Below are 19,439 nucleotides of genomic sequence, written 5' to 3' on the forward strand. Positions count from 1 at the left end.
TTATTTAATTTAATAATTAATAATGAGTTAACAATGTCTTTAAAATAAGCAGCAATTGATCAACATTTACTCAATTTGATTTTCGTAATTTGCTCATGAATAAGCCCTAGTTTGATGATAGAATTGCGCTAAACGAATAATCAAAAATACAGATAGGTAAACCATGAAGGTAATCTCATTTAACATTAACGGGCTGCGCGCTCGTTTACACCAATTGCAGGCCGTAATTGATAAACATCAACCAGATATCATCGGCTTACAAGAAATCAAAGTGCACGATGAGGCCTTCCCTCTCGAAGACGTACAAAAAATGGGCTATCACGTTTATTTTCATGGTCAAAAAGCACATTACGGTGTGGCAATGTTATGTAAGCAAGAACCTAAATCTGTAGTAAAAGGTTTTGCAACCGATACCGACGAATCACAGCGCCGTATGATCAGCGTAACAGTGACACAAGAAAATGGTCGCGACTTAACGGTAATGAATGGCTACTTCCCGCAAGGTGACAACATTGCCCATGAAACAAAGTTTCCTTATAAGCGTCAATTCTATAAAGATTTAATGACCCATCTAGAAGATAACCACACGCCTGATCAAGATGTTATCGTGATGGGTGACATTAATATTTCGCCAACTGATCTCGACATTGGTATTGGTGAACCAAACCGTAAACGCTGGTTAAAAACAGGTAAGTGTTCTTTCCAACCTGAAGAGCGTGAATGGTTAAGCACGTTATTAAACTGGGGCTTTAAAGATACCTTCCGTGAACTTTATCCAGAAAAAACAGAACAATATTCGTGGTTTGATTACCGCTCAAAAGGGTTTGATGACAACCGCGGTCTGCGTATTGATGTGATCTTAGCAACCCCTGCTCTTGCTGAGCGTTGTGTTGAGTCTGGTATTGATTACGAGTTGCGCGGTATCGAAAAACCATCTGATCATGCGCCAATTTGGTCAACATTTAACGCATGATAGACACACTGCAATGGCAGCTCCCATTGTGGAGCTGTGTGGCTATAATAATTTGGCTCAGCTTTGATAAGCAAAGCGCATCACATTTGCTGGCAACACCGATAAGACAAGTGGGTGTACTCGCATGTGCCCTTGTACTTGCGGTACTGTGGCGTATTAAAGCAGGCATATTACCTGGCCTCGAATTGCATATTTTGGGGGTCACCGCAGTGACCCTAATTTTAGGTTGGCGACTGGCTATTTTTGCAAGTACCTTGGCGAGTTTGTTGTTAGTGCTGGTTGCACAATTGCCAATCAGTTTATTGCCTGTGCATTTGTTATTTACAGCGTTCATTCCAATTACGTTGAGCTATCTGTGCTTTGTAATTTGTTATACCTATTTACCAAGACACTTTTTTATTTATATCTTTTTATGCGCGTTTTTAACCGCAGCTGTTATCGCCTGTATTAAAATACTCACCAGTGGTGTGCTTTATTACTTGCTTGGTGATTACAGTTTTATTGAGATTTCAGAAAACTATTTGATCCTGTGTGCCATAATTTGGTTTCCTGAAGCGATGCTCAATGGCATGGCAATCACCTTGTTGATCACCTATCGCCCTTACTGGGTAAAAACCTTTTATGATAAGGACTACTTAGACTCATGAGTCTTCACTATCACTGCCCGCTTTGCAAACTTGAACTGACGCTCACCGATAAAACGTACCGCTGTGACAATAATCACAGTTTTGATATCGCCAAAGAGGGTTATGTCAATTTACTTCCCGTGCAAAATAAAAAGTCGAAACAACCGGGCGATAACCTTGAAATGGTGCAAGCACGCCGCGTATTTTTAAGTGCCGGGCACTATTTGTTTTTACAGCACGCTATAGCTGAATTAGTAGCATCTCTCGCTCCAAGTTCAGTGATTGATTTAGGCTGTGGTGAAGGTTTTTACACTCAAGCAATTGCAGCACAATCAAGTGCCGATGTTTATGGTGTTGATATTTCGAAGCCGGCGGTAAAATACGCCGCTAAGCGGTATGAAAATGCGCATTTTAGTGTCGCGTCGATTAGCCAAGCCCCTTTTGCAGATGCCAAAGCGGATGTACTTGTTAGTGTGTTTGCCCCTTTATTTGCACAAGAACTTGCCCGCCTTGCCAAACCGCAAGCTAGTTTAATTGTTGCAAGCCCTGGCCCTTGGCATCTTAAAGAGTTAAAAGCGTTTATTTATGCCGATGTTAAACCGCATACAGAGATAGAACCACCAGCAGGCTTCAGCAACGAGTCAACAACATTATTAGAGCAACAGGTGCTGTTGTCTGTTGATGAGATTAAACATTTAATTATGATGACGCCGTTTGCGTGGAAATTCCGCCCAGAGCATTGGCAGCAGATTGAGCAGCAAGGCCCACAAAAAGTAACGTTATCGTTTTATGTGAGCCAGTTTATTCGTGATTAGAAGTGTTCTTTAGTAAAGGCTTTATCCATTTTTTCGAACATATCTTTTAATAGTTGAGCTAAATCTGAATAGCGTGGTTTTTCAGTCGTTAATTGTGACTGATAACCATGCGCTTTCATTTTACTGTGCAGCTCTGTGTACCAACTAAGCATTGCTGGTTCTAAGCGAGTTTCTGCACGGCGGCCTAGCCACAACAAACCTTGCAGCGGTAGTGATAAAAAGAAAAGCGCGATAGTGATTGCTTGTGGAAAATAATCACTACCTAAATAATTAACTTGCATGAATACAGTCAGCATTGCCAATATTGGCATCACTGTAATAGCCAGATCTGTGGCCTTGATCACTCTAAATTCGGCAAACAATGGAGCGAGCTCTTGTCGCATCGGCCATTTTTTAGCGTATTGACGACCTGTTTGCACTTGTGACATGACACCTTTTTGCATCATCACTCCTAGGGTCTTCATCTTGTTTCACAATCGAGTGTAACACACTCCCGGATACAATCCCTGCAAAACCTGTCCTAGTTTTAATACCAAATTAATGGTAATGAGACTAACGTTTAATGTCTAAATGAGATAAAATGTTATCGGCTTAAGTCAACCAGACTTTAGTATAATTACAGCCTAGCTTTGTTAAGTGTAGCAACAAAATACTTATTTACTATACTGGCAAAGAATTCTAATTATCAAGCCTTAATATACACTGACTGATATCGTATTTTTAGGACCTAGCTATGTCGACGCACCTTTGCTCACCACAACATGTTTTAGTACTGAACTGTGGTAGTTCAAGTTTAAAATTTGCCATTTTAGATGCCACTACTTCTGACGAAGTTATTTCTGGTTTAGCTGAGCGCCTTGGCTCAGACACGCCTTCAATCAAATATAAATATAATGGTGAAAAACAACTTATTGAACTTGCAAAGGGCCAAGCCCATGATGCAGCCATTGCTGAGCTTGTGAAGCTAGTTAATGAGTTAGGTCTGGCAGATAACTTAATTGCGGTGGGTCATCGTGTTGTGCACGGTGGTGAGCATTTCACTGAGTCTGTGCTTATCGACGATAATGTACTTACAGCTATCGAAAAAACAGCGGCACTTGCTCCACTTCATAACCCTGCAAATTTATTGGGCATTCGCACTGCACAGCAAGCGTTCTCAACGCTACCGCAAATTGCTGTATTTGATACGGCATTTCACCAAAGCATGCCAAATATTGCATACTTATACGCCCTACCTTACTCGCTTTATAAAGAGCACGGGGTGAGACGTTATGGTTTTCATGGTACAAGCCATTATTATGTTGCTGGAGAAGCGGCAAAATTGCTAGGTAAAGAGCGTGAGCAAACCAATGTGATCAGTGCGCATTTAGGTAATGGTTGTTCAGTGTGTGCGATTAAAGATGGTAAGAGCGTTGATACCAGCATGGGTCTGACACCGCTTGAAGGCTTAGTGATGGGCACGCGCAGTGGTAGCATCGACCCGGGTTTATTCACGTTTTTAACTCAGCAACTTAATTATTCAGTGCAAGAAATTGATGACTTACTTAATAAGCAAAGTGGCCTGTTAGGTATTAGTGAATTATCAAATGACTGTCGCACTATTGAAGAAGCCGCTGTTGAAGGTCACCCGCAAGCAAACCTTGCACTCGATATTTTCTGCTACCGTTTAGCAAAACAAATCGCCGCATTCTTAGTGCCTGTACAACGCCTTGATGCACTTATTTTCACCGGTGGTATCGGTGAAAACTCAGATATCATTCGTGACAAAGTGATCACCCAATTAGGCTTTTTAGGCCTTGAGTGTGACGAAGCTGCAAACTTAGCTGCTCGCTTTGGTAAAGAAGGCTTAATCTCAAAAGGCCAAGCCCACGCGAAAGCGTTTGTGATCCCGACCAACGAAGAATGGGTTATTGCTAACGACGCAGCCCGCATTGCAAAGGAGGGTTAATTAATGGCACGTAGAATTATGTTGATCCCTATTTCAACTGGGGTTGGTTTAACATCTGTTTCTGTTGGTTTAGTGCGTGCACTTGAGCAAAAAGCGCTTAAAGTGAACTTTTTCAAACCAATTGCACAGCCGCGTTCTGGCGATACAGGCCCTGAAAAGTCGACGCAGATTGTTACTCATGGCTCGCCAATTAATCCGCCTACTCCCTTCGATTTGAGCTATGCAGAACAAATGATTGGTGATGGTAAAGGCGACGACTTACTTGAAGAAATCGTCGAGCGCTTTGAAAACACCATTAAAGAAGACGAAATTGCAATTATCGAAGGTATGGTGCCAACACGTCGTCAGCCTTACGCAGGCCGTGTAAACCGTGAAATCGCGCAAACTCTGGGTGCTGATATTGTTTTTGTTTTAACGCCTAGTAACGATAGCAACGACCAAATTGAAGACCGTTTAGAAATCGCCTCAGGCAACTATGGCGGTGTTAACCACCCTCGCGTGTTAGGCTGTATTTTCAATAAAGTTAATGCACCTTTAGATGACGAAGGTCGTGCCCGTGCTGATCTAGTTGAAGCTCATGAGCCAGAGCAACTTGAAAACGAATTAAACCGTTTAGCATCGCTGCCTATTTTCAGAAAGCACCCATTTAAATTATTAGGTTCAATCCCGTGGGATTTCGACCTCGTTGCACCGCGTGTGCGTGATTTATGTGAATACTTAAAGGCCGAAGTTATTAACGAAGGCGACATGGCTCACCGACGTTTACGTCGCGTTACTTTCTGTGCCCGTACCGTATCGAATATTTTAAGCCACTTTACCCCAGGTGCATTACTGGTCACTCCGGGCGATCGCTCTGATGTATTAGTTGCCGCTTGTTTATCAGCTATGAATGGCACCAAGCTTGGGGCTATTTTATTAACCGGTGGCTTTAAGCCGGAAGATCGCATCATGAAATTATGCGAACAAGCGATGGATACCGGCCTGCCAATTCTTGCAACACAAGAAGATACGTGGCGCACGTCTTTATTACTGCACAACTTCAATATGGAAGTACCGTGTGATGATGATCAGCGTATCGATAAAGTAAAAGATCACAACGCCAGCCACATTGACTCTGATTGGTTAGACAGCCTAGCGCAAAGTGTTGGTCGTACTCGTAAAATGTCTCCGCCAGCGTTTCGTTTCTTACTGACAGACAAAGCTCGTCAAGCGAATAAAACAGTTGTTTTACCAGAAGGTAATGAGCCACGCACAATTAAAGCTGCGGCAATTTGTGGCCAACGTGGCATTGCAAAAACAATCTTACTTGGTGACAAAGAAGAGATTTTACGTATTGCTGAGCAACAAGGTGTTGAGCTTAACGATAACGTAACTATTGTTGAGCCAGCGGATGTGATCAACGATTACGTTGCGCCTATGGTTGAAATTCGTAAAAACAAAGGCTTAACAGAAGTGGTTGCCCAAGAGCAATTACTTGATAACGTGGTGCTCGGCACCATGATGCTTGAACAAGGTAAAGTAGATGGTCTAGTGTCGGGTGCGGTTAACACCACAGCGAATACGATTCGCCCCCCGCTACAGTTAATTAAAACTGCACCGGGTTCATCGTTGGTATCGTCAGTGTTCTTTATGTTATTACCTGATCAAGTTCTGGTTTACGGTGACTGTGCAATCAACCCTGACCCAACAGCAGAGCAACTGGCCGATATCGCGATCCAGTCAGCTGATTCAGCGGCTGCGTTTGGTATTGAACCTCGTGTTGCAATGATCAGCTACAGTACGGGTACTTCGGGTTCAGGTGCTGACGTAGAAAAAGTGCGTGAAGCCACTAAACTTGCCCAGCAAAAGCGCCCTGATTTAGTGATTGATGGCCCGCTTCAGTACGACGCTGCAATTATGGAAAACGTAGCAATTAAGAAAGCACCAGACAGCCCGGTTGCAGGTAAAGCAACGGTGTTTGTATTCCCAGATTTAAATACGGGTAATACAACCTATAAAGCCGTTCAACGGAGTGCCGATTTAATTAGTATTGGCCCAATGCTGCAAGGTATGCGTAAGCCGGTAAATGACTTGAGTCGTGGTGCATTAGTAGACGATATTGTTTACACCATTGCCCTTACAGCGATTCAAGCTAAGCAAGTTGAAAGCTTAGAAAATTAACCCTTCAAAATTTAGGCTAATTTATAAAACCCTTATAAATTAGCCTATTACCTTCTTTATACTGACCTATTCCCATATTTATCCACAGAATCTGTGGACAACCTCAACAGCGATATTGAGTAAAACCTCAGCAATCAAAATTATTGCGCTTTATCTTAACTTTGTTTACCTATACTATAAATTCAAAGGCTTCAAAGATAGGATCGCAGATGTCAAAACAAACGTTACAACTTCATAGTGAAGAACTTACCATTCATAGTTTAGATGTCGATGCAACGATTGACCCTGCCTTACTCCAACAAGCTATTTTCTTTATTGCAAAAACGGCTGATGAGCTGTCTATTGTCTGCCCAAGTAGTTTCCAGCTCGACAGTCTGGACCAAGAAACCGACTGGCAAGCACTGGAAGTCATTGGCCCACTTGGTTTTTCGTTGACTGGTATTATGGCGAACATTTCTGGCGTGCTAGCAAAAGCGTCGATTTCGATTTTTGCTTTATCTACTTACGATACCGATTATGTATTAGTGAAAAAGCAAAGTATGGCCAAAGCCATTACAGCTCTGAAAAAAGACGGTTACCATGTGCTAGGTGATGTTAAATAAGCCATGACTAACGAAGTTCAATACTTACCCGAACGCAGCCTCAGAAAAGCGCGCTGCATGGCCATTAAAAGCCCATTTAGTGGGCGTGTAAAAAGCATTAACGAGCACCCTGAGCCATTTTTTCGTTTTGCCACCCTTGGCCCAGGGATTAGTGTTGAACTAACCAGCCACAACATCATTGCGCCATTCGATGGCACCCTATTACAAGTTAAAAATGCTGGTAAAGAATACATTTTACAAGCAAAAAACGGTTTAAAAGTTTTATTAAACTTATCGTTTTCATCGGTTGAAGAACATATCAACCACACCAATATCGCTAAATTAAACGGCAGTAAAATTAGCCAAGGTGAACGATTAGCCTATTTTGATTTACGCGAGTTGAGCAGCCCTATGCTTGGTACGCTTTGCGTTCTCAATAGCCAACACCTTGGACCCCTTTATTATTCACTATCTCAGGTCACCGCTGGGGTAGACACATTACTCACTGTAACTAAAAAGTAGAATTTATGACTATCATGTACGGTATCAGCAATTGCGATACAATTAAAAAAGCCAAGAAATATTTAACTGATAACAATCAAGAATTTACTTTCCATGATTACCGTAAAGACGGCATTAGTGCTGAGCTAGTTAATGAGTTAGCAGCGCATATTGATTGGCAAGATTTAGTTAATAAACGCGGCACAACTTATCGCCAATTATCTGATGAGCAAAAGCAAAACCTAGATAAAGAATCTGCATTAGCATTACTTGTTGAGCAACCTGCGATGATCAAGCGCCCGGTACTTGTGCATAATGGCCAATACCACTTAGGTTTTAAAGCCGCTCAATACGATGAGATTTTTGCCTAATGACTCACCCTGTTATTGAACTTGCTCAAGCGCTTATCCAGCGTGAATCAGTGACGCCTGAAGATGCTGGTTGCCAAGCGTTAATGAACGAACGCCTTGAAAAACTTGGCTTTAATATTGAATCACTGTTTTTCACCGATACGCTAAATACTTGGGCTCGTAAGGGCGATACGTCACCGCATTTTTGTTTTGCTGGTCACACTGATGTTGTACCAACAGGTCCTGAAAAAAATTGGCAGCACCCGCCTTTTTCTGCACTGGTAAAAGACGGTATGTTACATGGTCGCGGCGCAGCCGATATGAAAGGTTCACTGGCTGCTATGGTGGTTGCCACTGAGCGTTTTGTGGCTAAGCACCCAGATCACAAAGGTTCAATTTCGTTTTTAATTACGTCTGATGAAGAAGGCCCGTTTATCAACGGCACAACCCGTGTTATCGATACCCTCGAAGCACGAGGCGAAAAGATTGATTTGTGCCTAGTTGGCGAACCCTCTTCACGAGATGTGCTTGGCGATGTGGTAAAAAATGGTCGTCGCGGTTCATTAACTGGCTTTTTAACCGTGAAAGGTGTGCAAGGCCATGTTGCTTACCCGCATCTAGCGCAAAACCCAATTCATTTAGCTGCTCCTGCGTTAACTGAACTGAGTCAAACCGAGTGGGATCAAGGTAACGAATTTTTCCCTGCAACGAGTTTTCAGGTTTCGAATATTAACGGCGGTACCGGTGCCGGAAATGTGATCCCAGGTGAACTTGAGATTCAATTTAACTTTCGCTTTAGTACTGAAGTAACTCACCAACAGCTACAGCAGCGAGTGGTTGATATTGTTGAGAAACACAACCTCAATTACGAGCTAAATTGGATTGTCAATGGGCTGCCTTTTTTAACCGATCATGGCCCGTTAGTTGATGCTACCGTGCACGCTATTAAGCAGGTGACTGGACGCGACACCGTGCTTGAAACCACCGGTGGTACTTCTGATGGCCGCTTTATCGCGCAAACGGGCGCCAAAGTCATTGAGCTTGGTCCGCGTAATGAAACCATTCACAAAGTAGATGAATGTGTTAGCACCGATGATTTAATTCAACTAGCTGATATTTACGAAGTGATTTTAGAGCAACTGCTTACATGAACCCAACCGAGCTTAAGCAATGCGCCACGGGGTTAAGTAGCTCACATTTAGTTGAGCTACAAAACCATCGCTTGCATCGTGATATTGTCGATGATTTTTTAGCTCTGCAGCAAGGAGCAAAAGAAGCTGGTATTGATCTGACAATTGCCTCAAGCTTTCGTGATTTTCATCGTCAAAGTGCTATTTGGAATGCTAAATTTCAGGGCCTTCGACCGGTTTACACCCTTGAGCAACAAACGGTAGATTTAGAAAATCTAAGTGATACTGAAAAGTGCCACGCTATTATGCTTTACTCAGCACTGCCTGGGGCAAGTAGGCACCACTTTGGTACCGACCTCGACATTTACGATACCCGCCCTATTGACGATGATTACCAGCTGCAATTAACCCCTGATGAGTATTCGCCCACAGGGCCCTTTGCCAAGCTTGCTGCATGGCTTGACGATAACCTAGAAAAATATGGTTTTTATCGCCCTTATCAGGAGTACAAAGGTGGGGTTGCTCCTGAGCCTTGGCATATCAGTCATATTGGTGTGTCTGCTAAGATGATGGCGTTTTTGTCAGTTACAACATTACAGCAATGTATTGCACAAAGTGAGCTGAGCGGCAAACAAGCGATACTAGCCGAACTTAACACCCTGTATGAACGCTACGTATTAAATATTAATACGCCCTAATCTAGACACTGCGCTTTTTAGCCATCAAAAACACCAGTACAGCGCCAAGAATTAAGGCGCTGGCTACAACTAAACGCGCTGTTAATTGCTCATCTAAAACCACCACCCCAGCTAATGTGGCAAGTACAGGCACGGTTAGCTGCACCACACCTGCTTGGCTACTTTTAAGCCTAGGTAGTGCAATGTACCAAATGCTATAGCCAAGCCCGGATGCAAGCGCTCCTGAAGCTATCGCCAAATAAACCCCACTGGCAGTAATATCTTGCCAATCAACCACGGCTAGAAACACTAAAATTGGCACGAGTATTAAACTTCTTAGAAAGTTAAAGCTGGTTGCTTGCAAAGGTGAGCTGCATGATTTTCCGCGAATACTGTAAACACCCCACGCCACACCACTTAACGCCATGAGCATTGCAGGCATCAAAGAAGGCACCGTGGCTGAGGGCAGCATTAAGTATATAAAGCCCGCAAAAGCGACAAACAAAGCCCCCCACTGCACTTTACTGAGTGGTTCTTTATTTAAAACACTATGGCCTATCATGGTTAACTGTACTGCTGAAAATAAGATAAGTGCGCCTGTGCCTGTGTTTAAATCAACATAGGCAACTGAAAAGCACAGCGCGTAAACAAATAAGCTAAGCGCACTGATATTGCTACCTTTATCGGTTAAAGGTTGAGCTGATTGTGATTTTGATCTCAATAACGTTGTTTGCCATATAAGTATACCAAGCAACATCAACGCCCCACTTGCTAAGCGAATGGCTGTAAAACTTAACGGATCAATATCACCACTTTGTAATGCCATCCGGCACAGCAAAGAGTTAGCTGCAAACGCACAAAGTGCAATCAAGGTATACAGTATGGTGCTCAACAAATGAGTTATCCTTTTGGTTTTAAAAAAGATAAGACCTAAAATTAGACAATTAACTTACGATTTTTTACATAATTTATCATAGAAGGTTAAGCCGCGTATGCTAATCTCAGTACATTGTTTAAAAGGAGTGTTCAGTGCATCGACGTTTATTTATTGGAGCTGCTCTACTGTTATCTGGTTGCAGTACCATAGGTATTACTGATCTATTCCAAGATTATGCGACGCAGCTAAGACCTGTGCGCCAAGCTGTTTCTCAGAATAACATAGCAAGTGCGCAGCAACTTTTGCCAAGTAACAGCCGAGGCCATAGTAACTATTTGTTAAATCAGCTTGAAACGGCCCGTCTTGAGTTTTTGGCTAAACAAAATTCTCAGGCCAATGAGACCTTTGAAGCTGTTTATCAAAATATGGAAAAAAAGCGTCAAGCAGCCAAAGTACAGCTAAGTGCAGGCCTTGAGCAAACAAATTCATTATTAACCAATGACTCAGTGATTGGTTATGAGCCAGCAGCCTATGAAATGACCATGCTGCATAGCTACAAAGCACTGAGTTATGTATTTGATAAACAACTTGAATCTGCATTAGTTGAAGTTAGACGTGCAAATAAAGTGCAAGAAGATGCACTTAAAGACAATCAAGCTGAACTTGATCAACAAGCAGAACAGGCAGCCGAAGGCTACCCTGATATGGCCGAGCTAATTGGTAATGTCAAAAATGGCTTTCAAAATGCCTTTACGTTTTATTTGTCTGGCCTACTTTATGAGGCAGATAAACAGTTTGATGATGCCTATATCGATTATAAGAAAGCACTCGAAATAAATAGCGAAAATAGCTACTTACAGCAAACAGTGTTACGCCTTGCCAAAAAACAAGGGTTTGATCAGGATTTTGAAGAATTTAGCAAACGCTTTGGCAAGTTAAAGCAGACTCAAACAAACACGGGACAAGTAATTGTAATTGCAGAGCAAGGTTTGATACCAGCAAGGCAAGAGTTTCATTTACGATTACCCATTTATACCTCCCGGGGTGATGCACGCTTTTACAGTATTGCCATGCCAGTTTATCGCGATGCGCCCTATGCGGGCAGTAATAAAACAGTGACTCTTGATGGCGAAAATTTGCCACTGACGCCCATTGTTAGGCTTGAAGCACTGGCAGCAAAAACTTTGAAAGATCAAAGTGCTGGCAGAATAACCCGTCAAGTAATGCGTTTGGTAGCAAAAGAAAAGATGCGCGCAGAATTGGCAAGAAGCGGCGGCGATGTCGGTAATATTTTAGCGAATATTTATAACATAGCATCAGAGCAAGCTGATACGCGAAGCTGGTCGACTTTACCAAGTCAACTGAGTATTGCACAGCACGCGATGTCAGCAGGTCAGCACGCTTTAAGCGTGCCGGGACATGGCGAAATAGACTTTACGGTTAGTAAGCAAGGGTTAACCTTGATTTTCCTAACCTCTATAAATAACTACTACGACACACATGTTGTACAACTCTAGGAGCAATGATGAAATACTTAGTGCCACTATTAACCATTTTACTTGTTGCGGCTTGCTCCTCACGCCCTACCACTTCTGGCATTGGTGTTGAGCAGGCATCACAACAGTATAACCAACAACTGATTGTTAATAACCCTGAACTTGGCAAGAAATTAGCCATTACAGATGTAAAAACACGCCAAACAAATGGCTTAACCGATGTTGTTGTGACACTGGCAAGCCAGTATAAAAAGTCTCAATACTTACAATATCAATTTACTTGGTATGACGCTGATGGCTTTGTTATTCGCGGCAACCATTCACCTTGGCAACCCATTACATTATTTGGATTTGCTAAGACCCAATTACCGGGCCTAGCCCCGACAGCAAATGCTGTCACCTTCTCGCTTGCAGTGCGTGAAGTGTCAACAGAAGCACAAGAATTTGAAGATTAAGGATACTACAATGAAATTACTTTCTGTTAAGTCGGCTGCGGCCGTTGCAATGACAAGCGCTTTGTTGCTGTCTGGTTGTGCTAATAAAGCCGTTGTTAGCTATGGTGATGCGCAAGCTGTTGAAACCACAGATATCAATTTTGGCTCAACGGATCTACAAAAAGTAGCAAGCCAAATGACAGACTCGTTACTTGCTTCACCTGTGGTTGGCACCATGACAGCAAATACTCGCCCTATCGTGTTTGTTGAGCGTATTAAAAACAAAACGAGCGAGCACATTGATACTGAATCAATCACCGATTCGATCTCAACACAGTTATTACGCAGTGGTAAGTTCCGCTTTGTTGATATGACCCGTGTTGAAGCTGTGCGCGAACAACTTAATTTCCAAAACGTCGATCCACTAGTTGATCCAAATACCGCTATCGCTTTTGGCCAGCAAGTTGGTGCGCAATATATGTTATACGGCAACTTATCGAGCATTGTTAAATCAAATGCTGACAAGGCTGATGTGTATTACAAATTCACCATGCGTTTAATGGATTTAAAAAGCGGCCTAGTTGAATGGGCTGATGAAACTGAAATCCGCAAAACACGTGAGAAATCAACCTTTGGCTGGTAGTCAGGAGGGGTTATGAAATACCTAGTAGCAATCCTAGCAAGCTGTTTATTACTGAGCTCGCCTAGTTATGCTGACTATCAGCGTAACAAAGCTGTACCAGTACAACAGGTGTTATTTGGCTCAGTACAATCAGTACGAACCATTACCGAACAAGAACTGGTCAGAGACAGAACCAATGGCTGGGAAACGTTTGGTGGTGCGCTTATTGGCGGTGTTATCGGTAATCAGTTTGGTGGCGGCAGTGGCCGCACTGTAGCAACCATTTTAGGTTCGATGATTGGTGGCTCTGTTGCTCACAACCGCCAACAAAACAGTCGCGTCATACAATATCAGCTCGTTGAATTGATGATCAAAGTAGAAAGCGGCGAACAGTTTATGGTTGTGCAAGACAAAGATAACCAAATGCTGTTTAACCAAGGCGATAAAGTACGTCTGGTGTACCTCACCGATAACACGGTACGTGTTGATAAAGCTTATTAAAAAAGCGAGCCTTGGCTCGCTTTTTTTAACTTTGTCGATAATCAGCGAAGAATCGCTGCATCTTACTCATGGCTTCTGTTAAATCATCTTTGTTAGGTAAAAATACCAATCTGAAATGATCCGGATCAGGCCAATTAAATGCGCGACCATGCACTAATAAGATTTTCTCAGCTTTGAGTAAATCTAAAATCATGCGCTCATCGTTTTTAATATTAAAGTGCGCCGTATCCACCTTCGCAAATGCGTAAAGTGCCCCTTTAGGCTTTTTACAGCTAATACCATCAATGGCATTTAAACCACGCCATGCAATATCACGCTGCACATACAATCGACCACCAGGGTTTATCAAGTTATCGATTGACTGCACACCGCCTAAAGCTTGTTGAATGGCATACTGAGCAGGCACATTGGCACATAAGCGCATGGATGCCAGCATATCTAGGCCACGACTTAAATCTTCCATCATGCTAGTACGACCGCTTAACACCATCCAGCCCATACGCAATCCTGCCGCGCGGTACGTTTTTGCTAGGCCATTAAAGGTGATAATTGGCACATCATCACACAGCGCACCAATCGAGCTGTGGCTGACACCGTCATACAAGATTTTCTCGTAAATCTCATCGCTCAGTAACAATAACTTGTGCTCGCGAGCAATATTGATAAGTTCCATCAACAGATCATCGCTATACACCGCACCAGTTGGGTTATTCGGATTTATAAGCACCAACGCTTTAGTCTTTGACGTGATCTTCGATTTAATATCAGCAATATCAGGAAACCAATCTTGTTCTTCATCACATAGATAATGCACAGGGTTACCCCCTGCTAATTTTACCGAAGCTGTCCATAGCGGATAATCCGGTGCTGGAATAAGCACTTCGTCGTCATTATCAAGTAATGCTTGTGTGGTCATTTGAATTAATTCGCTGACCCCATTGCCAATATAAATATTATCGACATCAAGATTAAATAAACCGCGTTGCTGATAGTGTTGATAGACAGCCACACGGGCTGAGTAGAGGCCTTTAGAGTCACAGTAGCCTTGGGCTGAATATAAGTTACGAATGATATCTTTGTGCATATCTTCAGGCATATCAAAGCCAAAGGCAGCAGGATTGCCAATGTTTAGCTTTAATACTTTTTGCCCTTCGTCTTCCATTTTTCGAGCTTGTGCAAGCACAGGCCCACGTATGTCATAACAGACACCGTCTAGTTTGTGACTCTTTTTGATTTGTGACATGGTTACCTCTACTAATTAGCCTTAAGACTAACCCAGTACGGGGCCACCACGCCAGAGGATTTTTGCGGTTATAACTGAAATAAATTCAAGTTTTTAGCGGCCAGCAAGCCATACTTGTAATTTTTCGACTGAACCTGAAACTTGTTCATCAAGAGTTTGTGATTTTTCTTGTGCTGTTGCGACATCGCCTTGGTTCAAAGTCAGTTCAATTTCTTGCGCAAGTGCTGATAAACTCATGGCACCAAATTGGGCGGCATTTGATTTTAAACTGTGTGCATGCCTTGCTGCTGCTTCATTATCTGAACCAAGATTTGCAAGTACTTCAGAGCCTAAACGCTGAAATTCACTACAACAAAAGGTTAAGGTGTCGGCAAATTGGTCACCTAAAAGTGATTCCATTCCTTCAAGTGCACTCTCATCAATTGTGATTGTCGTCATCTTTATCCCTTAATTAAAAACGTAATTATATAAATCGCAACTTTAGCGGTTCATAGCCAAAAAGCAAACCTGCTTTGCGAGTTAAGCTCATGTATACTAGGCATAGTTTTGATTTACACCTGAGTTTGTATGGCTAGAGAATTGTGCTCACATTGTGGCTTTTCAGTTAAAACCTGTTTATGTGATTCAATAAGCATAATCAATAATAAACTAAAAATCATTATATTACGCCACCCTAGTGAGGAAAAAGTTACTAAGAACACCGCTAATTTGCTGAATTTAGGCTTAGAAAATTGCCAGATCTTTGCTGGTGAGTCAGAACAAGACTTTTTACAGCTTGCAACATTGCCAAAAGCAACAACCGCGGTACTTTATCCTGCTGATGATGCATTATGCTTAGATGAGCACACAGCCACTTCAAATGCTTTCAAACAGTCTTTGAGCCATTTAATCGTGATTGATGGTACGTGGAAAAAAGCTTACAAAATATTGCAATTAACTCCTAGCCTTCAAGGCTTTCAAGCTGTGAGTTTTAAACAACTACCCCAAAACAAATACGTCATTCGTAAAGCACCACGCGCAGATAGTTTATCTACTTTAGAAGCTGTTGCTCATAGCCTAAAACTGATTGAAGGCCTTGATGTAACACCGCTATACAGATTATTAGCGGCACTGGTCGATAAGCAAACCCAACATATGCCAGATGATGTTAAGGCGCGCTATTTATAATGCGTGTATCAAAACGACTTAGCGCAGGTTTTCATCGTCAAGGTCCAGATTACCGCTTTGATGATCAAGTTGATTTTGACGATATTCGCGACACCTTTGGTTTTCGTACCATGGTGGTTGGCAATTGGGTTAATAAGCAAGAGCGGCTTTTAGCAGCAAATTTAATTTACGATGCCTTAGCTGATCTTGCACAAATTCTGACTTTGCCACCAACAGCGATTGGCCTTAGGGGTAAGCTTAATTTTGCCTTTGGTCATGGTGGCCAAAAAGGTGTGCAGGCTCATTACAATGCCCACAGCCAAACTCTTGCGCTAGCTAAAAATGCTGGCGGTGGCGCTCTCGCCCACGAATGGTTTCATGCGTTTGATCACCATATTTGTCAGCATTTATTTAAGAGCAGAAAGAGCATGCAATTTTGCTCAGCGCTGTGGCTCGAACAGTCACCAAATTTAAGCCATCCACTAAATCAGCGTTTAAATGAATTTTACCATCAGGTTTTTTTAGATACCTCAGGTGCAAATCCAAATGAGTTCGTTAAGCAATCTATCGCTTTTGATAAGCAGGTAAAACAACTATATATGAGTATGCCTGAGGAGCTAGCTGCCCGCTGTTTTGAAAAGTGCATTACCATGCACCCTGATATAAAAAATAGCTTTTTAGTGAGTGGGTTATCGACAAGTGGCTTAATCTACCCAGATGAACAGCATACAATGCGCTGCTTTTCTGCACTGCTGAATTACTTTAATCAATTAGGTTTGCTGTTGCATCAAGGCTAATTTCAACTTTCTGCACATCGCTTATCCAAGCTAAGTAGTCATCTGCACAAAGCGGTTTTGAAAAATAATACCCTTGTCCAAACTCGCAGCCATAACTTTGCAGCATTGCTAAGCTTTGTTCGTCTTCAATACCTTCAGCAACCACCTGCGCGCCCAGAGTGGCAGCAATGTCGCAGGTTGCTCGACAGATACTCTGATCATTTACTGAAAACGGCAGATTTAGCACAAATTGCTTATCTATTTTCACTTCGTCAAAGCCAAGTTGACTTAAATAAGCAAGTGAAGAATAGCCAGTACCAAAATCATCAATCGCGAGTTTTAAGCCTATTAAACGGTAGTCATCAAGTGTGGCTTTAATCTTTTTACTTTCTTCCAAAGTGGCTGATTCAGTCAGCTCTAACATCACGGATTCGGCACGCACTTTTTGCTCATTTAAAATGGTGATTAACAGCACAGGTAGGTCTTTATTTAATAGATCTTTTGCTGAAATATTAATAGAAATAACGTGATCGGGTATCAGTTTGCAAAACTTCGCTTGCCACTGGATACCATTTTCAACCACCCACTCTGTGAGTTGATTGATCACCCCTGCTGATTCTGCAATTGGAATAAACACATCAGGGCTCACCGCACCAAATACAGGATGATGCCATCGCAGCAATGCTTCACAGCCCACTACTTTGCCTGTTTTCAAACAAATCTGTGGCTGAAAATGTAAGCTTAACTGGTTTTCATCTATCGCCATTTTAAGCGCCGCAGCAATGGATAATCTTTGTTCAGAAAGCCGCGCACTCTCTGAGTCGAACATGCGCCATCGCTCACCTTGTAGGCGTTTTTCGGTCATTGCTTGTATTGCACATTGCAATATTTGCTTTGCGGTATTGCCATGCATCGGGTAATAAGCAACACCAATATCAACACTATCGACTAAGTTAATATCTTCATGGGTGAGCCCTTCTTCAAAGACCCCATGGATCAAACATGCAAACTGCTCTATATGACTGAGCTCTAATTCACCAATAACTAAGCAACCAAATGTACTGTCATCAACGTGAGCAAGCCATGCGCTCCTGCTGGCTTGAATTTCAAGCTTTAATGCATTCATGGTCTGTAGCTGAGTATTTAAGATACTTAACCTTTCATTTATACAAATATTGGCTTGCTCAAAACCAAATGTAGAACGCGCGTTTGAAAGTACATGAGGTTTAAATAACAAAACTGAAAAGTGTTGTTTCTGCGATACTTTCTTCACCATTTGCGCGAGTAAAAATTGCTTATTTGGCAGTTTAGTGTCTGCATCATGCAGCATAGAATAACTAAATGCAGAAATTTGCTGACGATCTTTTAACAACAGCACAGAACATATCGCCAGTGATGTGATAAGCAAAATGGTGTTGTGAACTCCATGATAACCAATACCAAAGCCATTCCAAATAAATAGACTAAATACCTGAGTCACAATTGTCAGAAGCATAAAACAACGCAGATGAGTGCGGCTATTTTTACGCTGCATTAAACGCAAAAATACAGCAGCTGCAAAACTTAAAAACCCGATGCATGAAACTATAAATAACCATTGGCGATTAAATTGAGGCAGTAGTGATGACAACACGGCTGCACTGAGTAAACAAACCATCATAGCTTGCCACGCTTTTTTAAAGCGAGGTTTATAGGTATGGATTGCTAGAAAGTGATATAAAAAGTAGCTCGCAAAACATAATGCAAACTCATTAACGGGCCATTTTGCTTCCCAATCTAAACCATTAACGAGATAGTTTATTAACCCGTTATCAATCAAAAATCCGATACAAACCAACACGAAGTACGCATTCAGCACCAAGTATTTTGGTTGCTGCGATACAAAAAAATAAACAGCGCACACAAACATACATAAAATTAAGACGCCTAAGATTGCGCCATAGCTTAATATGATTTGATGGAGGTTTATTTCGAACGCTTTTGCAGCAACAACCCCAACTTCTAAAGTCAGTGCCCTATCGTGCTCAAAGTTAACCAATGCCCAGCGATGTCCTTGACTATGCTCTATTAACCAATGTGGTCGCACATTTGATAAGTTTTCGAGTGAGGCGAGCCGCTGATCATCAGTCGCCTGATAACTTTCATCTAACAGATAAAACTTTGCCCAGGTTAAGTTAGGCTCACCAAGATAGACAACGTAATTTTTATTGTCGGGTAGTTGGAATAAATCGATTATTAACCAGTGGGATGTTTGCGGGGCAAGACGAATAGAACTGCTTTCGAGTGCATTCAGCTGTTTAGCATTTTGTAGTGATTCTTGCAGGGTTCCACTTAATTTGGCAAGTGGCTCGGGGGAGTCAAGCAGCCAAACCGAGGCATTATCACTGGCAGCAAAAGTGCTAACGCTGTGTAAAAATACACAACACATTATTATGGGCAGCGTTCTAACAACCCGATGGATGTGCTTGCCAATAAAATGCATTTTAGCTCCGTGCTTTAAACACCAGCTAAAAGTATGGGAGGAATACGCTTAAATTGCCAATTATGCAGGATTTAATTAGGTAAAAAGTTCAGTAACAAAAT

At 42.1% G+C, this 19,439-nt stretch carries 21 protein-coding genes; 16 read left to right on the forward strand and 5 right to left on the reverse strand.

The genetic code is table 11. From position 1 onward, the window contains the following. The first annotated feature begins 163 nt into the window (after positions 1–163). The 3 genes from xthA to CWC28_RS18955 are packed head-to-tail and all read left to right on the forward strand — an operon-like array spanning position 164 to position 2,414. Entirely contained in the window at positions 164–973 is an 810-nt protein-coding gene (gene xthA / locus CWC28_RS18945) for an exodeoxyribonuclease III (protein ID WP_063704639.1), read from the forward strand. After that, entirely contained in the window at positions 970–1,620 is a 651-nt protein-coding gene (locus CWC28_RS18950; protein ID WP_105174308.1) for an energy-coupling factor ABC transporter permease, read from the forward strand. Before xthA ends, CWC28_RS18950 begins: the two co-directional genes overlap by 4 nt. Further along, the gene (locus tag CWC28_RS18955; protein ID WP_105180784.1) at positions 1,617–2,414 is read left to right on the forward strand and encodes a putative RNA methyltransferase; all 798 of its coding nucleotides are present in this window, start codon (positions 1,617–1,619) and stop codon (positions 2,412–2,414) included. The genes CWC28_RS18950 and CWC28_RS18955 overlap by 4 nt, the downstream gene beginning before the upstream one ends. On the opposite strand, the gene yfbV is transcribed toward CWC28_RS18955, so the two are convergent. Continuing rightward, a complete protein-coding gene (yfbV, locus tag CWC28_RS18960) occupies positions 2,411–2,857 on the reverse strand; it encodes a terminus macrodomain insulation protein YfbV (RefSeq protein ID WP_063704635.1) in 447 nt (148 codons plus the stop codon). The genes CWC28_RS18955 and yfbV overlap by 4 nt on opposite strands. Positions 2,858–3,147: 290 nt before the next feature. On the opposite strand from yfbV, the gene CWC28_RS18965 reads away from it, so the two are divergent. The 7 genes from CWC28_RS18965 (at position 3,148) to CWC28_RS18995 (ending at position 9,782) form a co-directional block, all read left to right on the forward strand. After that, positions 3,148–4,362, forward strand: coding sequence for an acetate kinase (locus tag CWC28_RS18965; protein WP_063704633.1), 1,215 nt, complete (start codon positions 3,148–3,150; stop codon positions 4,360–4,362). Between the two features lie 3 nt (positions 4,363–4,365). Then, on the forward strand, positions 4,366–6,522 hold the full coding sequence (gene pta / locus CWC28_RS18970; RefSeq protein WP_105180785.1) for a phosphate acetyltransferase: 2,157 nt from the start codon (positions 4,366–4,368) through the stop codon (positions 6,520–6,522). 209 nt (positions 6,523–6,731) lie between these two features. Beyond that, complete coding sequence (locus CWC28_RS18975) at positions 6,732–7,124, forward strand: ACT domain-containing protein (RefSeq protein ID WP_054552960.1); 393 nt, start codon at positions 6,732–6,734, stop codon at positions 7,122–7,124. 3 nt (positions 7,125–7,127) lie between these two features. Then, positions 7,128–7,625, forward strand: coding sequence for a PTS glucose transporter subunit IIA (locus CWC28_RS18980; RefSeq protein ID WP_063704631.1), 498 nt, complete (start codon positions 7,128–7,130; stop codon positions 7,623–7,625). Positions 7,626–7,630: 5 nt separating this feature from the next. Beyond that, positions 7,631–7,975, forward strand: coding sequence for an ArsC family reductase (locus CWC28_RS18985; RefSeq protein ID WP_063704630.1), 345 nt, complete (start codon positions 7,631–7,633; stop codon positions 7,973–7,975). Next, positions 7,975–9,105 carry a succinyl-diaminopimelate desuccinylase gene (gene dapE / locus CWC28_RS18990; protein ID WP_138625618.1) on the forward strand — a complete coding sequence of 377 codons (1,131 nt, stop codon included), beginning with the start codon at positions 7,975–7,977 and terminating at the stop codon, positions 9,103–9,105. Before CWC28_RS18985 ends, dapE begins: the two co-directional genes overlap by 1 nt. Then, positions 9,102–9,782: a M15 family metallopeptidase gene (locus CWC28_RS18995; RefSeq protein ID WP_063704628.1), complete on the forward strand. Its 681-nt coding sequence runs from the start codon at positions 9,102–9,104 to the stop codon at positions 9,780–9,782. The genes dapE and CWC28_RS18995 overlap by 4 nt, the downstream gene beginning before the upstream one ends. A 1-nt stretch (position 9,783) precedes the next feature. Here the strand turns inward: CWC28_RS18995 and CWC28_RS19000 are convergent, their stop codons facing one another. After that, entirely contained in the window at positions 9,784–10,653 is an 870-nt protein-coding gene (locus tag CWC28_RS19000; RefSeq protein WP_138625619.1) for a DMT family transporter, read from the reverse strand. 137 nt (positions 10,654–10,790) lie between these two features. On the opposite strand from CWC28_RS19000, the gene CWC28_RS19005 reads away from it, so the two are divergent. Genes CWC28_RS19005 through CWC28_RS19020 form a run of 4 tightly spaced genes read left to right on the forward strand, consistent with a single transcriptional unit; the run spans position 10,791 to position 13,691 of the window. Beyond that, entirely contained in the window at positions 10,791–12,155 is a 1,365-nt protein-coding gene (locus CWC28_RS19005; RefSeq protein ID WP_063704627.1) for a COG3014 family protein, read from the forward strand. Positions 12,156–12,163: 8 nt separating this feature from the next. Continuing rightward, positions 12,164–12,589 (forward strand): YcfL family putative periplasmic lipoprotein, encoded by a 426-nt coding sequence (locus tag CWC28_RS19010; RefSeq protein WP_054552954.1) that lies wholly within the window; start codon positions 12,164–12,166, stop codon positions 12,587–12,589. Positions 12,590–12,599: 10 nt separating this feature from the next. Continuing rightward, a complete protein-coding gene (gene lpoB / locus CWC28_RS19015; RefSeq protein ID WP_054552953.1) occupies positions 12,600–13,211 on the forward strand; it encodes a penicillin-binding protein activator LpoB in 612 nt (203 codons plus the stop codon). A gap of 12 nt (positions 13,212–13,223) precedes the next feature. Next, entirely contained in the window at positions 13,224–13,691 is a 468-nt protein-coding gene (locus CWC28_RS19020; RefSeq protein ID WP_063704626.1) for an outer membrane lipoprotein, read from the forward strand. 25 nt (positions 13,692–13,716) lie between these two features. Here the strand turns inward: CWC28_RS19020 and CWC28_RS19025 are convergent, their stop codons facing one another. Both CWC28_RS19025 and CWC28_RS19030 read right to left on the reverse strand, forming a co-directional pair. Beyond that, the gene (locus tag CWC28_RS19025) at positions 13,717–14,934 is read right to left on the reverse strand and encodes a pyridoxal phosphate-dependent aminotransferase (protein WP_063704625.1); all 1,218 of its coding nucleotides are present in this window, start codon (positions 14,932–14,934) and stop codon (positions 13,717–13,719) included. A 93-nt stretch (positions 14,935–15,027) separates the two neighbouring features. Then, positions 15,028–15,372 (reverse strand): Hpt domain-containing protein, encoded by a 345-nt coding sequence (locus tag CWC28_RS19030; protein ID WP_063704624.1) that lies wholly within the window; start codon positions 15,370–15,372, stop codon positions 15,028–15,030. Between the two features lie 129 nt (positions 15,373–15,501). Between CWC28_RS19030 and CWC28_RS19035 the strand changes: the two genes are divergently transcribed. Continuing rightward, positions 15,502–16,101, forward strand: coding sequence for a tRNA-uridine aminocarboxypropyltransferase (locus CWC28_RS19035; protein WP_138625620.1), 600 nt, complete (start codon positions 15,502–15,504; stop codon positions 16,099–16,101). Further along, on the forward strand, positions 16,101–16,877 hold the full coding sequence (locus CWC28_RS19040) for a CLCA_X family protein (protein WP_105174316.1): 777 nt from the start codon (positions 16,101–16,103) through the stop codon (positions 16,875–16,877). Before CWC28_RS19035 ends, CWC28_RS19040 begins: the two co-directional genes overlap by 1 nt. On the opposite strand, the gene CWC28_RS19045 is transcribed toward CWC28_RS19040, so the two are convergent. Further along, complete coding sequence (locus tag CWC28_RS19045; RefSeq protein WP_105180789.1) at positions 16,843–19,338, reverse strand: EAL domain-containing protein; 2,496 nt, start codon at positions 19,336–19,338, stop codon at positions 16,843–16,845. The genes CWC28_RS19040 and CWC28_RS19045 overlap by 35 nt on opposite strands. Between the last annotated feature and the right edge of the window lie 101 nt (positions 19,339–19,439).

The sequence above is a fragment of the Pseudoalteromonas sp. S4492 genome (genome assembly GCF_005886115.1).
Classification (GTDB): domain Bacteria; phylum Pseudomonadota; class Gammaproteobacteria; order Enterobacterales; family Alteromonadaceae; genus Pseudoalteromonas; species Pseudoalteromonas gelatinilytica.